The sequence below is a fragment of the Nitrospira sp. genome (assembly GCA_024760525.1).
Lineage (GTDB): Bacteria > Nitrospirota > Nitrospiria > Nitrospirales > Nitrospiraceae > Nitrospira_D.
In genome coordinates this window covers 2,437,715-2,451,344 of record CP060499.1, presented here as the reverse complement: position 1 = coordinate 2,451,344, position 13,630 = coordinate 2,437,715, and the positions used below count along the sequence as shown (strand labels likewise).

At 56.7% G+C, this 13,630-nt stretch carries 13 protein-coding genes; 10 read left to right on the top strand and 3 right to left on the bottom strand.

Annotation, left to right across the window (positions count from 1 at the left end):
* Window positions 1-91: 91 nt before the first annotated feature.
* From H8K04_11470 to H8K04_11460, 3 genes are all read left to right on the top strand, one after another.
* Window positions 92-724, top strand: a complete 633-nt coding sequence (locus H8K04_11470) for a J domain-containing protein (protein UVT14470.1) — start codon at window positions 92-94, stop codon at window positions 722-724.
* A 7-nt stretch (window positions 725-731) separates the two neighbouring features.
* Window positions 732-1,967, top strand: coding sequence for a ribonuclease D (rnd, locus tag H8K04_11465; protein ID UVT14469.1), 1,236 nt, complete (start codon window positions 732-734; stop codon window positions 1,965-1,967).
* A 162-nt stretch (window positions 1,968-2,129) separates the two neighbouring features.
* The gene (locus H8K04_11460) at window positions 2,130-3,434 is read left to right on the top strand and encodes a GGDEF domain-containing protein (protein ID UVT14468.1); all 1,305 of its coding nucleotides are present in this window, start codon (window positions 2,130-2,132) and stop codon (window positions 3,432-3,434) included.
* Window positions 3,435-3,438: 4 nt separating this feature from the next.
* Here the strand turns inward: H8K04_11460 and arsC are convergent, their stop codons facing one another.
* Window positions 3,439-3,789, bottom strand: coding sequence for an arsenate reductase (glutaredoxin) (arsC, locus tag H8K04_11455; GenBank protein ID UVT14467.1), 351 nt, complete (start codon window positions 3,787-3,789; stop codon window positions 3,439-3,441).
* Between the two features lie 90 nt (window positions 3,790-3,879).
* On the opposite strand from arsC, the gene H8K04_11450 reads away from it, so the two are divergent.
* Window positions 3,880-4,248 (top strand): hypothetical protein, encoded by a 369-nt coding sequence (locus H8K04_11450; GenBank protein UVT14466.1) that lies wholly within the window; start codon window positions 3,880-3,882, stop codon window positions 4,246-4,248.
* 79 nt (window positions 4,249-4,327) lie between these two features.
* Here the strand turns inward: H8K04_11450 and H8K04_11445 are convergent, their stop codons facing one another.
* A complete protein-coding gene (locus H8K04_11445; GenBank protein UVT14465.1) occupies window positions 4,328-4,720 on the bottom strand; it encodes a hypothetical protein in 393 nt (130 codons plus the stop codon).
* A 127-nt stretch (window positions 4,721-4,847) separates the two neighbouring features.
* On the opposite strand from H8K04_11445, the gene H8K04_11440 reads away from it, so the two are divergent.
* From H8K04_11440 to H8K04_11415, 6 genes are all read left to right on the top strand, one after another.
* Window positions 4,848-5,984 carry a citrate synthase gene (locus tag H8K04_11440; GenBank protein UVT17960.1) on the top strand — a complete coding sequence of 379 codons (1,137 nt, stop codon included), beginning with the start codon at window positions 4,848-4,850 and terminating at the stop codon, window positions 5,982-5,984.
* Window positions 5,985-6,120: 136 nt separating this feature from the next.
* Window positions 6,121-6,570: an Hsp20/alpha crystallin family protein gene (locus H8K04_11435; protein ID UVT14464.1), complete on the top strand. Its 450-nt coding sequence runs from the start codon at window positions 6,121-6,123 to the stop codon at window positions 6,568-6,570.
* A 355-nt stretch (window positions 6,571-6,925) separates the two neighbouring features.
* A complete protein-coding gene (locus H8K04_11430; GenBank protein ID UVT14463.1) occupies window positions 6,926-7,189 on the top strand; it encodes a hypothetical protein in 264 nt (87 codons plus the stop codon).
* 292 nt (window positions 7,190-7,481) lie between these two features.
* Entirely contained in the window at window positions 7,482-8,918 is a 1,437-nt protein-coding gene (locus H8K04_11425) for a class II fumarate hydratase (GenBank protein ID UVT14462.1), read from the top strand.
* A gap of 56 nt (window positions 8,919-8,974) precedes the next feature.
* On the top strand, window positions 8,975-9,682 hold the full coding sequence (locus H8K04_11420; protein ID UVT14461.1) for a hypothetical protein: 708 nt from the start codon (window positions 8,975-8,977) through the stop codon (window positions 9,680-9,682).
* 333 nt (window positions 9,683-10,015) lie between these two features.
* Window positions 10,016-12,415: an RNA-binding transcriptional accessory protein gene (locus H8K04_11415; protein UVT14460.1), complete on the top strand. Its 2,400-nt coding sequence runs from the start codon at window positions 10,016-10,018 to the stop codon at window positions 12,413-12,415.
* Window positions 12,416-12,949: 534 nt separating this feature from the next.
* Here the strand turns inward: H8K04_11415 and tenA are convergent.
* Window positions 12,950-13,618 carry a thiaminase II gene (gene tenA / locus H8K04_11410; protein ID UVT14459.1) on the bottom strand — a complete coding sequence of 223 codons (669 nt, stop codon included), beginning with the start codon at window positions 13,616-13,618 and terminating at the stop codon, window positions 12,950-12,952.
* Between the last annotated feature and the right edge of the window lie 12 nt (window positions 13,619-13,630).

Genomic DNA, 13,630 nt, shown 5'->3' with positions numbered 1-13,630 from the left:
TCACACTGCATCATCCTCACTCGTATTCTGCTCTGGTGAGTCCGCGGATCTGCCTGTGGTACAATGCCCCTTCCGTCATTGGGGGGTATTCATGCCGTTCTCGACCGCCAAATATCTGAAGTTCCGCACCGGCATGCAGAAACGCATCGGCGCGCTTCGCTCCAAAACGGAAGACAGCTTGGATGTCGCCGTCGACAGCATGATGGAAGAACGAGTGGATGGGTTTTTCCGTGTCGAACAGGGCCTTGAAGAGATCATCCGATCGCTGCTTGAGATTGAAGAGGAATTGGAGTCGATTCACGATCTCTCCGGCGCGATGCGCCTCGAATCCCGGTTGGAGTTCGTGGAAGATCGTTGGGATGAGTTTGACAGCGAAATCCGCGAACGACCAAGGCGCCGACGCAAGAAAATCAGTCTCGCCGATATGTTGAAAGCGGCCAGCGGCGGCAGCGGGGCGCTCTCAGAGAACCCTCACGGTGTCAATAATGCGATGGATGCCTATGCCATCATGGGCGTGGAATTCGGCAGCACTTTGGCCGATGTGACCGCGGCCTTCCGAACCAAGGCTAAGCAGCTCCATCCCGATGCCAACAATGGCGATCGTAGTTCTGAACCGGAACTCCGCCGCATGTTGGAAGCCTATCAATTTCTGAAAGAATATCTCAGCCTCAGCAACACCGAGCCAATGCGACCCCCGGATCGACCCTACAGCCCTTCTGAGTGACATATTTGTGACAATGTCCACCCCACAGCACTACATTACGAGCGCGACCGGACTGAGTGAGTTGTGCGAGCGATTGAAAGACAGCCCACGCCTGGCGTTGGACACCGAATTTGTCGGTGAAGAGAGTTTTGTGCCCAGGCTGGAACTCATTCAGGTTGCCACTGAAACCACCGCAGCCGTCATCGATTTTCCGGCTGTCCTATCCGGCGGGGCGCTTGATGTGTTCTGGGAGATCGTGTGCGATCCGGCGGTCGAGAAAGTCGTGCATGCGGGTCGGCAAGACTTGGACCTTTTTGCCGTTCATGCCGGCCGGATCCCAAAACCGTTCTTCGACACCCAGATTGCCGCGGCGATGGTCGGCTTCGGTCCCCAAGTCGCCTATGCCAATCTCGTCCAACGAGTGCACGGGAGAAAGCTGGACAAGGCGCATACCTTTACGAATTGGAGCGCCCGCCCGCTGTCCCATGATCAATTGGCCTATGCGCTGGAGGACGTGACGTTTCTCCTGGCGATTCATGATCATCTCCATACACGACTGTCAAAGCTCGGCCGGTTACAGTGGGCTCACGAAGAGTTTTCCCGTCTCGAAGGCGTCGTCAGCGAGACACGCCGTGAGCCCCAGGAGCGTTTTCAACGCATACGGGGATGGGATCAACTCAAACCGACATCGGCAGCGGTCCTTCGCGAACTTGCAGCCTGGCGGGAAGGAGAAGCGAAACGGAGAAATGTCCCCCGGAGTCGCGTCGTCCGGGACGAAGTCCTTCTCCAGCTTGCGAGACATCCGCCGAGGCATACGGACGAACTGCGCAAAGTGAGAGGCCTCCACACGTCGGAGGCTGATCGCAATGGCGAGACGCTTCTCGCCACGATTCAGGCAGCGCTCGCGCTTCCTCCGTCCGCCTGGCCGGTCCTTCCCAAGGAGCGGAAACCCGATCCGGAATCGAATGGGTTTGTCGAGTTGCTTCAGGCGATCGTCAAGACTCGAGCCATGGAAGAAGAGATTGCGCCGACCCTATTGGCGACCACCGCTGATCTCCAGGAATTGGTGGATGCCAAAACGAATCGATCCACTCTGGATCTTCCGCTCTTGAGAGGATGGCGGCGAATGCTGGTGGGAAACATTCTGCTGGATGCGTTGGACGGCAAACTCGCCTTCACAGTCGATCCAAAAACACGGATTATTCGGCGTTCGCCCTCCGGGCACTCAACTCCCGTTCAAAACGGAACGGTCGATCCATCATGACCGCAATCCAAGCCTTTGCGCCGGCTCGATTGACGAGCCGATGGTCACAAGTCGTCAATAAATAAGCACTTTCCAGCCTGATTCTTAGCCCCCTGCCTCACGCCTGGTACGGTTCTCGCTCATCTACGTAGCGATTGATGGAAACCGAGGCCGCAGGGAGCTATGTCCCCAAGCGTCAAATCGTTCATTGCCTTCGTGATCCCTGGAGGAATCATCTTTCTTGCTGCGATCGGATTTCTCCGGCCACACGGGTTGCCGGCATCGATCCAGGGGCCGGTTCATGCATTTCCATTGATCGTGCTGGGGTTCGGATTATTCTTCGGCTGGTACTTGTCCAGCAGCCGTTTGATCCTTTCATTCCTTGTCCTCATAGTTGCCGACCGTGCCGTCAGTGTGTTTCCACCGACCGATGTAGGTCCGGCATCCACCGGCCGGCTGACGATTGCAGCGGTCTCGCTCCTGGTGCCGCTTAACCTCTTAGCGCTTTCTCTCATCAAGGAAGAAACCATCTCGTCATGGCGTGGGGTTCTGCCGTTTGCCGTGATCGTACTCCAACCGATTTTGATATTCGGGCTCGCTCGATGGGATCAGGTGAGTCTTGCGGTAGCCTTGCAGGAACCTCTATTTCCGTGGTGGGACACCGGCTGGAGCTCACTCACTCAGCCGTCTCTGTTCGCCTTCGGCGCAGCGCTGATACTGATCAGCGGGCGGTATCTTTCCAGTCATAATCCGAGGGATAGCGGAACCTTCTGGGCGCTGCTTCTCGTTCTCGCCGCGCTCGAAAATATTCATAGCGGATGGTCGTCGACCAGGTTTCTTTCTGCCGCCGGACTTCTTCTGTTCCTTGCAGTCATACAGGATGCGCACCAACGAAGCCATCGCGATGAATTGACCGGTGTCCCCGGAAGGCAGGCCTATGAGGAAACCGTGGCAAGCCTTGGAAAGAAATTTGCCCTCGCCGTCGTCGGCATCGATCAGCTGAAGCACTACGGGAATCAATATGGTAAATCAGTCAGCGAGCAAGTACTTCGCCTTGCGGCTCCAAAGGTTGCAGCGGCATGCAGATCCGGAAAAGTCTTTCGTTTGGCCGGCGAGGAATTGATCGTTCTGTTCTCGAAGAAGACCGTAATGGACACACTGGCAATACTCGAAGAAATCCGTAAGACCGTCGAACGGATGACAGTCTATGTGGCTCGTCGCGATCGTGTTTTCGAAGGAGTTCTGCCTGCGCGTCCACGACCCGGCTATGAAGCGCTTGTGGTTTCGGCGAGCGTCGGCGTCGCAGATGCCGGAGACGCAGGAGCTTCACTCGATCTTGTGACTAAAGCCGCGTATCGGGCTTTGTACGAAGCCAAAGGACTCGGGGGCAACCTGGTGCACCGGGGAGCCCCCGATATCGATACTCGAAAACCATCCGATCACGTGGGAGGACGCATCGTCCCTTCGAGTGAGTTCGAGCGCTCGTGATCGCCTACACGAGTGTTTTGACCGTCTCGGCGGGTCTCGCCAGAATCGCCTGATCACCCTTCTCGACGAGCGGCCGTTGAATGAGATCCGGATGTTTGACCATCAAGTCGAGTAATTCATCGTCCGAGAGCTGCCTTTTCCCCAAGTCGAGTTCCCGGTAGAGGTCTTCTTTGATTCGAAGCACGTCTTTGGGGGAAAGCCCGGCCTTCTTCAGGAGTGCTTTCAACTGCGCCTTGGTAAATGAGCGCTCATAATAGTTGATCGCCGTGAAGGGTGTTCCGCTGTCTTTGAGCAGCTGTACCGCCTGACGGCACGTTGTGCAGGTCGGTTTGTGATAGATCGTGATGTCGGCCATAGTATCTCCTTGGTGAGAAGACGCGTCTTGACGATTTTTTTCAGCCTATGTTAGATCCCAACCAGTAGTCGTCGTACAAGAGGGGCAATTATGCCGTGGGTTGGAACCAGTTCTGCCGGTCAGTTTGCGTGCGCCACTGCCTCCCAGCGAACACTGAAGGATCTCCGTATCAAACGGAAGGGCCAGCCGGTCTGTGTGCTTGGCCACGTGCTCGCTCGCAAGGGGCAAGAAGCGACCTTCGATGCCTTCAACGATCGGCTCGCGGTGGTGAAGTTCAGCGATGGAGGCTCCTTGGGGTACGATCCTCGCGAACTTCTTCTTCCTACCGAAATTGATGAACACGGCGTTCCTTATTTCGAGGTCCGGTCGTGCCAATCCTGCGGGATGCTCTTTCCCCTCACCCTAGAGGAAAGCGATTCGGACCAGGAGCCGCAGCAATGCCCTGACTGTTCCGCCTGACGTGCCTGGTCTTCAGCAGCCTGTCGAACAATCATTCACTCTATCGGGCGGGCGGACTTTTTCAGCATCCTGTGAAATGTTAATCGACGAGGGGAGCCACTTCCAAGGCTTTTTTCAGCAGGCAATCTCCCGCAACGCCTTGCAACACCATCGGTAACATGGCTGCGTCGATCGCACGCACCGAGAGCACGCGGAAACCCTCCGGGGACTTCTGCCCCTCGAGCTTGAGAGCATGACAGATCTCCAGGGTCCTCCAGGCTAAATTGGACAGAATCTGGTCGGATGCGAGCAGCTTCATGTCCGTGACCGTCCCCTCGATCGCGACCTTTGCCGGAATCCGTGTCTTATCCGTGGGAGGTTCGCTGACGACGGCAAACGCGATCGTTTCTTCGTCTGCCATGACGGATGATACCGTCATGAGGCCCGTGAGTGCGATCAGGTAGCAGCACATGATGGCGGCTGATCGAATCATTCACATCTCTGTTCATCAACCGATATCATCCCCAATATGAAGTATGCCAAGCGCGATTTTCCATTGCAAGAACGGCACGCAGCCGTGGTAGGGTAGTCAGAAGAGTACACATCTTCCAGGAGAGTGAATTATGCCTCATGATTTCATGCCGGGCTTGGCCGGTGTGCCGGCTGCCACTTCGTCGATCAGCGATGTCGACGGCCAACGCGGCATTCTCGAGTACCGCGGCATTCGAGTCGAAGCTCTCTGCGCGGGCTCGTCATACTTGGAAACGGCGTATCTGCTCCTCTTTGGGCACCTTCCTTCAGCGACCGAGTTCCAACAATGGATCACCGACGTCACTCATCATCGGCGCATCAAATTTCGCATCCTTGACTTGCTGAAGTGCTTGCCCGAGCAAGGCCATCCGATGGATGCCCTCCAGGCGGCGGTGGCCGCGCTCGGCATGTTCTACCCCGGCCGAAACGTCAAGGACGTCGAGAATAACTACTGGAGCGCGGTGCGCCTCGTCGCGAAATTACCGACAATCGTGGCGGCCTGGGCGAGGCTTCGCCACGGCGATGCTCCCATTACCCCTCGGGACGATCTGGGGTTCAGCGAGAATTTCTTCTACATGTTGACGGAATCCGTGGCCCCTCCGGTGTGGGCCGAAGTATTTGATGACTGTCTGATCCTCCACGCCGAACACACGATGAACGCGTCCACCTTTACAGGATTGGTGACGGCGTCGACCCTGGCCGATCCCTATACCGTCGTGGCTTCGTCGATCGGCGCCTTAAAGGGACCCTTGCACGGCGGCGCAAATGAAGAAGTGGTGGTCATGCTCAGAGAAATCGGCACGGCCGATAAGGCACGGCGGTACGTTGAGCGAGCTTTGCAAGAAAAGAAAAAACTGATGGGATTCGGGCATCGTGTCTATAAGGTCAAGGATCCTCGCGCAACGGTGCTGCAGGAACTCTGTCGGCGCTTGTTCAAGGAATGCGGAAGCTCACCTCTATATGAAATCGCAATGGAAGTGGAAGCGGCAGCCGGACAATTACTGAATAATAAGGGCATCTATCCCAACGTCGATTTTTACTCAGGCATTATTTACGACAAGATGAGTATCGATGTGGACCTCTTCACTCCGCTCTTTGCGATGGCGCGCGTGTCGGGCTGGCTTGCGCATTGGCTGGAACAGTTGCGCGAAAATAAACTGTTCAGGCCCGATCAAATCTACTCCGGAGAACATAACCGGCCCTACGTGCCCATCGAGCATCGATAATCCCCGTATTTGCGAGTCGGTCCAACCCCTTGACTTCTTCCTGGGTCGATTTATCTAACGACCATACAGTTGAATCGGCGCCGCGCCAGCGCAGATAACCTGAATCTAGATAAAATCGAGAAGGAGGAGGTTCACTATGACACTTGTACGATGGGATCCATTTCGTGAACTGGAGGAAGTTTCCGATCGGCTGAATCGCATGTTTGCGCGTCCTGCAACGTCCAGAACCAACGGGAAAGAGACCATGATCGTGGCCGATTGGACTCCGTCTGTCGACATCAGTGAAACTGATGTCGAATACCAAATTAAGGCTGAAATTCCGGATGTCAAGAAGGAGGACGTCAAGGTCACGCTGGAAGATGGAGTGCTTACGATTCAAGGGCAGCGCAAGCAGGAGAAGGAAGACAAGGGGACGAAGTATCATCGAATCGAACGATCCTATGGCAGTTTCGTCCGCACTTTTGCTCTCCCCGATGTCATCGAAGAGGCAAAGGTCAAGGCAGAGTTCAAGGATGGAGTGCTGAACCTCCATCTGCCGAAGTCGGAGAAGGCAAAACCAAGAGCCATCGAAGTCAAGCTTGCATAAGCCTCTCTTGCAGTAGATGTTCTGAGCGAAGGCCCGCCTGATTCAGGCGGGCCTTTTCATTTGATTTCTTCCACGTCCGACGCCGATCGCACGTCACTCACCGGGCCCTTCGTCCATGGAACATGATGGCCCAATTGGATCTACCGGTTAGGGTCATCTTGGGGGATTGTGTATTCGACGAAAGCGAGTAAAGTCCCCCCAAAACCAGTAGGGGCAAATCCGAAAAACAGGAGATTGACTACGATTAATACTTGAGGAGGTGTTGATGGCTGTCATGCGCACATAAGAAGGCGTGTAGGCACTCCGCCTAGTTGTCGAACTTGTTCAGGCACCTAACATGTTTGATGAGGCGAAGATGAAAACTTTAACCTATTTGCTGATGACGGTCGGATTTGTGCTGGTTCTGGCAGGGATAGTGGCAGTCTTCAACTTCGACCAGCCATCGGATCTATTTTCGTTGGTCTGGTGGATGATTGTAGGCGGATGGTGTCTCGCATTGGCAGGGATGGGAACAGACATGCTGCATGCGTTGAGAATGGCCAAACGCGAAACAGCCTACGTGTTCACACCAGAAGCGGATACTGCGAAAGAAGTCGAAAGGGAAATCACTCGAATTTGATGACGTGAATAGGGAGATGTCACCTAGCCCTTCTATCCGGGGCCGGTAGGGGACGATCGTTCGACTTAACCGGTAACTCCACAGCCCGCCGTGTCAGGCGGGTTTTTCACTTCGTACTCGCCCGTTCCTGCACCACCAATTCTCACATCCCTTCATCAAGGTCGCGTCAATAACCTGCATGCGCTTCGCCGGAAATGTCGGGAGCCAGGACGGCATGCTCTTGTGAAAGCCGGCGGGGTGAGTTTATCATGGCGCCCGCAAGGCACGAGAACCCCCTTATGGAGTACAGCGAATGAAAACGAATCAGAATAATCCATCAGCGACGACCCGAATCGAGCGAGACACAATGGGGGAACTGGCTGTTCCCGCCGAAGCCTATTATGGGGTACAGACAGCCCGCGCTATCGAGAACTTCCCGATCAGCCCACTCCGGATGCCGCGGTCGGTTATTCGGGCGATGGGCATGATCAAGCGAGCTGCGGCTGCCGTCAACCATTCTCTTGGTCTCTTGGAGAAGAAGCCTGCGGATGCGATTCGGCAGGCGGCAACTGAAGTGGTCGATGGAAAACTGGACGCCGAGTTTCCCGTGGACATTTTTCAGACCGGGTCCGGGACGTCTACCAATATGAACACGAACGAAGTGATCTCCAACCGTGCGACCGAACTGATCGGCGGCGCGCGTGGCAGCAAGCTGGTCCATCCCAATGACCACGTGAATCTTGGCCAATCGAGCAACGATGTCATTCCAACGGCCATTCACATTGCCGCGTCGGAACTGATGCAGCACCAGCTCTTGCCGGCACTGACGCGGTTGCACAAGGCGTTGAAGAGTAAGGCCAAGGAATTCGACACGATCGTCAAGATCGGCCGCACACATTTGCAGGACGCCACGCCGGTTCGTCTCGGTCAGGAATTCGGCGGCTACGCCAGGCAGATCGAACTTGGAATCCAGAGGGTCAAACAGGCACAGGGGGCCTTAAGCGAGGTGGCCTTGGGAGGCACTGCCGTCGGCACCGGCCTGAACTGTCATCCGAAATTTTCCGCCAAGGTGATGGCCATCATCTCAAAGGAGACCGGCTGTTCGTTCAAAGAGGCCAAGAATCACTTTGAAGCACAATCGGCGCAGGATTCATTGGTCGAAGCCAGCGGGCAATTGCGGACTCTGGCCGTGAGTCTCATGAAGATTGCCAATGACATTCGGTGGCTCGGGTCTGGGCCGCGCTGCGGTCTTGGAGAGATCAATTTACCCGAGACGCAGCCCGGTTCCTCGATCATGCCGGGGAAGGTCAATCCGGTCATCGCCGAGTCCGTCACGATGGTCTGCGCGCAAGTGATCGGCAATGACGTCACGGTGACCGTCGGTGGCCAGGCTGCAAATTTCGAGCTCATCGTGATGATGCCCGTCATGGCCTACAACCTGCTTCAGTCCATCGAGCTGCTGGCGACCGCCTCCAACAACTTTGCGGTGAAATGCATCGAAGGGATCAAGGCGAACGAGGAACGATGTAAGAGCCTCATTGAAGAGAGCTTGGCCATGTGTACGGCCCTGGCGCCGGAAATCGGTTATGAAGCGGCGGCAAAACTGGCCAAAGACGCCTATAAGTCAGGCAAAACGGTGAGGCAGGTGGCGAAGGAACAGAAAGTCCTACCCGACAAGCGTTTGGCCGAACTTCTCGATCCCTGGCGCATGACCGAACCGGGCGGACCAGTGGGCAGCGCGGGCGGATAGATAGTTGAACTGCTTTTCCGATATGGCTTTGCAGCGGCTTAACGGTATACTGAAGCATGACGAAGTCAGCCGGGCACGGGTGTTCGTTAGCGACGGGAGTTCTAGTCATCGTATCCGCAGGGTTACTGTACGGTTGTGCAACGGCAACGCGCCAGCCGGCGCAAGATGACGTGATTCCTGCCATGGGAACACGCAGCGGGCACTGCTGCTCCATGGCCAGGGGAGTTCCGCGGCAGCAAGCGCTGGCGCAGACGGCCGTGAGATTCCTTGGCAGGTCGCGGATCGATGTGGGTGGCCGGCGCTATGCCCCGGACTGTTCCGGTTTCGTCCGCGGGGTATACGCGACACAGCGGGTCGACTTGTACGGCGGCTTGGGCGAACTGGATGGAGGAAACGGTGTCGGGCGTATCTACACCCATGTCATGGAACACGGGCGAATTCATTATGGCCCGACTGTGCATCCGGGAGACCTGGTCTTTTTTCACAATACGTGGGATTTCAATCGCGACGGCTTGGCGAACGATCCACTCACGCATGTCGGCGTGGTCGAGCAGGTGGAACGGGATGGAACGGTGATCTTCGTGAGTTGGATGTCAGGAGGGATCGAGCGCTATCGGATGAACCTCCAGCAACCTGACATACACAAAACTGCAGACGGACGAATTCTGAACGACTTCATGCGGCGTAAACAGTCGGGCGACACCCAGGGTACCCATTACCTTGCCGGGCGGCTGTTTGCGGCATTTGGAACTCTTGCCCACTAATCCTTGGCGTATGATCGAACGAGGTCATGTCTCGCTTCACAGCCTAGACAGATGGAATTGAGCACGCCAGCCGTTCGCGCGCAACCCTCTTCCCTCCCTCGTTCAGTGACCGGTGCTCCCCGCAAGGCATCAAATGAAAGTCAGACCAGAATCTTGCTGGACATTGTGGAGAGGCTTCTTGTAGATATCCCGCAGGCGATAGTTCCGTCGCTGCCGAATGTGTCTGACGATCACGTACATCCGATACAATCAAACACCGAAATTCTTGGACTCATCATATTCTAAAAGAACGCGGACCTCTCACGCGTTCGGAAAGATCGGCAACTACTACAGATGACAGCTATCGAACCTCAGATCTCATCGAATACGGTTCAGCTCAAGATTGTTCCCCTCATCGCCAAGGAGCTCGGCGTTGGGGCTCATCAGGTCGCAGCCGCGGTGGCGCTACTGGACGAAGGGGCGACCGTTCCGTTCATCGCGCGCTACCGCAAAGAGGCGACCGGCAATCTGAGCGATACGCAGCTGCGCACGCTGGAAGAGCGCCTGCTCTATCTCCGTGAGTTGGAGGTGCGGCGTGCCGCGATTCTGACGTCGATCGAAGAACAGGGGAAGCTGACGGACGCGTTGCGAGTGAGCATCGAGGCGGCGGGGACGAAGCAAGCTGTCGAGGATTTATATCTACCCTTTAAACCCAAGCGGCGTACACGTGCACAGATTGCGCGCGAAGCCGGGCTGGAGCCGTTGGCGGACGCCTTGTTGAATGATCCGGCGCTGACTCCCGAGCAAGAGGCGCTCACATACATCCGTGTGGTCCCCGCCGCTGAAGGGGTGGAGGCCATCAATGTGCCGGATGCCAAAGCGGCGCTGGAAGGAGCGCGGGACATTCTGACCGAGCGGTTTGCCGAAACGGCCGATTTGCTGGCCGCCTTCCGGATGCGCCTGTGGGAACAGGGTGTCTTGACCTCGACGGTGGTGAAGGACAAGGAGATGGCCGAGGACGAAAAGTTCCGCGATTACTATGCCTATACCGAGTCCATCAAGACCATCCCGTCGCATCGGGCGCTCGCGTTGTTCCGGGGCCGTGCCCTCGGCGTATTGAAACTGGAATTGGGTTTGGGAGAGGCGCTTGACGCAGTCGTTCCGCATCCTTGTGTTTCCATGATTGCGGCTCACGCGGGTATTGAAGATCAAGGCAGGCCCGCCGACACGTGGCTGGCTGATGTCTGTGACTGGGCCTGGCGTGTGAAAATTCATCTACAGCTCAGCGTCGAACTGCTGGTGCAGTTACGGGAAGCGGCGGAAGCCGAGGCGATCAAGATTTTTGCCAGAAACCTCCATGAGCTTTTATTGGCGGCGCCGGCCGGTCCAAAGGCCGTTCTCGGCCTGGATCCAGGCATTCGCACAGGCTGTAAAGTGGCGGTGGTGGATATGACGGGAAAATTGTTGGAAACGGCCACGATCTATCCGCATCAGCCTCGCAAGGACTGCCAGGGAGCATTGGGGACGCTCCTGCGTCTCGTCATTCAACATGGTGTGGAGTTGATTTCAATCGGTAACGGAACAGCAAGCCGGGAGACGGACAAGCTGGCGATCGAGGTGATCAAGCTGGTCGCTGTCCAGAAGCCTGAACAGAAGGTGGCCAAAATTGTGGTCAGTGAAGCAGGCGCGTCGGTCTATTCCGCGTCGGCGTTCGCTGCGGCGGAATTTCCCGAGTTGGATGTCAGTTTGCGGGGCGCGGTCTCCATTGCCCGGCGTGTACAGGATCCACTGGCCGAGCTGGTGAAGATCGAACCGAAGGCGATCGGGGTCGGCCAATACCAGCACGACGTCGACCAGCGGGCATTGGCGCGGTCGCTCGACGCCACGGTTGAAGATTGCGTGAATGCAGTCGGGGTGAACGTCAATACGGCATCGGCGCCCTTGTTGGAACGGGTGTCGGGTCTGAACAAGGCGCTGGCCAGGAATATTGTGAATTATCGGGATACGAACGGGCCGTTTGCGAATCGAACGGCGATCCGTAATGTCCCGCGTCTTGGTGAAAAAACCTTCGAGCAGGCGGCAGGCTTTCTCCGCATTCCCGATGGAGACAATCCTTTAGATCGTTCCGCCGTTCACCCGGAAGCCTATCCGGTGGTCGAACGGATTCTGACACGCCTCGGAACCGGAATTGCCGAAGTGATGCGACGGCCGACGGTCTTGAAAGAGTTGTCGCCGAACGATTTTACCGATGAGAAGTTCGGGGTGCCCACCGTGCGGGATATTCTCATCGAACTGGAAAAACCAGGGCGCGACCCGCGTCCAGAATTCAAGACGGCCACCTTCCGAGAGGGAGTTGAATCCCTGAGTGATTTGCAACCCGGAATGGTGTTGGAGGGAGTGGTCACGAACGTAGCGGCATTCGGTGCGTTCATCGATATCGGTGTCCATCAGGATGGGCTCGTGCACGTATCGGCGCTGGCGAACAAGTTTGTGAGAGATCCGCATGAAGTGGTCAAGCCCGGTCAGGTCGTCAGGGTGAAGGTGCTTGATGTCGATCTGAAGCGCCAGCGTATTTCGCTGACCATGCGTCTCGAGGAGACGGCGAGCCGCCCATCTGTGCCGACACAGTCTGGAAACGCGTCGGCACGTGCCTCGCGTGGGCATGGGCCGTCGGCATCCGATCAAGCGGCACGAATGCCCCAGCCGATCGGTGCGATGGCGCTCGCATTGGCCAAGGCGCGGCAAAAGTCATAACGAACATCCTGCAGGGTGCTGAGAAATCCCGCCAGCGGCGTTCTCGCATCGCTCAGGGGTTCAACGTACCGGAGCATACGCCTCACCCCTTCGCTTGCTGCGGTCTTGCCTGTGGAACGGCGCGTCTTAGCGGGCCGGGGTGAGCGGGTGAGAAATATCAGCCTTTTTGAGCACCCTGCGTGGCTCCAATTTCTATTAGCAGGTGTCCTCTCTTTTTACACCTTCGACGGGTGGTATTGAGCAAGCGTCTGTTCGTGAGCCACCCTCGATCTCCCTTCTCCTTCCTTGCTACCCTCGTGGCTGGTGTGTTTTTCAAGTAGTGGGGTCTCAGCGCCTGTCCTGCGACCTGCATGGAGGCTCGGGCTACCGCACGTGCCGAACAAAGCGATCCGCGCAGCGGACGGCGAGCACTGTCCGATGCTGCATTCATGTGAACCATGGAATGCAGCGAGTTGCGCAGTCGAGCGTGCGTGAGGCCTGGTGCGGTCGAGCCGGAGTGCGGGAGCCGATAGGCGTTGAGACGCCTACCCGCACTTACACCGGCCACTTTTCCTCGTTCCACGCCATGTCCCAAAACATCCACTCATACCGAGAACTGATGATGAAGGACTCTTCCATCCGCCGCAGTTCCTCTTTGCCCGCCGTCTTGGCCCACTGATCGACTTTCTTCCGCATCCATAGTTGCACTTCGGCAAACTCCGGCGAGGCGTAGAGCATGAGCCAGTCACGGTAGGGGTGATTCTTGGCAGGGGGGCCTTTTCTCAATAAATGCTGTCCGACCACACAATAGACCCAGGCGCAAGGCAGGGCGACGACGGCAATTTCCGCCGCAGTCCCCGAAGCGGCCACGGCCAGCATGTGTCTGGTATAAGCGTGGTTGGTCGGCGCCATCGGAACCGACGTCATCTGTTTCGCTGTCAGCGCCCATTTCTTTCCGTAGCTTTCATGCAGACTCCGCTCTACGACAATTGTCTCCTCCGCCAGCTTGTTGAACCGCAGGCTCGCGTCGGAATCCGGCGCCTTCTGCGCGGCGGCAGAAAAGACGCGGGCCAGATCCCCCAGGAACCTGGCGTCTTGCAGAATGTAATACTGGAATTTCTGTTCAGGCAGTGTGCCGTTGCCCAGTGCGACGACAAAGGGATGGCTCAACTGGGCATTCCAAATTGAGTTGGCAAGCTTTCGCAGGTGATTTGAGAATGACATGCATCTCTTCCT

What these genes read in the sequence shown, in the direction of transcription:
- H8K04_11470 (UVT14470.1), top strand. Translation starts at nt 92, where the DNA reads ATGCCGTTCTCGACCGCCAAATATCTGAAGTTCCGCACCGGCATGCAG.
- H8K04_11445 (UVT14465.1), bottom strand. Translation starts at nt 4,720, where the DNA reads ATGATTCGATCAGCCGCCATCATGTGCTGCTACCTGATCGCACTCACG.
- H8K04_11425 (UVT14462.1), top strand. Translation starts at nt 7,482, where the DNA reads ATGAAAACGAATCAGAATAATCCATCAGCGACGACCCGAATCGAGCGA.
- H8K04_11430 (UVT14463.1), top strand. Translation starts at nt 6,926, where the DNA reads ATGAAAACTTTAACCTATTTGCTGATGACGGTCGGATTTGTGCTGGTT.
- H8K04_11450 (UVT14466.1), top strand. Translation starts at nt 3,880, where the DNA reads ATGCCGTGGGTTGGAACCAGTTCTGCCGGTCAGTTTGCGTGCGCCACT.
- H8K04_11420 (UVT14461.1), top strand. Translation starts at nt 8,975, where the DNA reads ATGACGAAGTCAGCCGGGCACGGGTGTTCGTTAGCGACGGGAGTTCTA.
- H8K04_11415 (UVT14460.1), top strand. Translation starts at nt 10,016, where the DNA reads ATGACAGCTATCGAACCTCAGATCTCATCGAATACGGTTCAGCTCAAG.
- arsC (UVT14467.1), bottom strand. Translation starts at nt 3,789, where the DNA reads ATGGCCGACATCACGATCTATCACAAACCGACCTGCACAACGTGCCGT.
- H8K04_11435 (UVT14464.1), top strand. Translation starts at nt 6,121, where the DNA reads ATGACACTTGTACGATGGGATCCATTTCGTGAACTGGAGGAAGTTTCC.
- H8K04_11460 (UVT14468.1), top strand. Translation starts at nt 2,130, where the DNA reads ATGTCCCCAAGCGTCAAATCGTTCATTGCCTTCGTGATCCCTGGAGGA.
- tenA (UVT14459.1), bottom strand. Translation starts at nt 13,618, where the DNA reads ATGTCATTCTCAAATCACCTGCGAAAGCTTGCCAACTCAATTTGGAAT.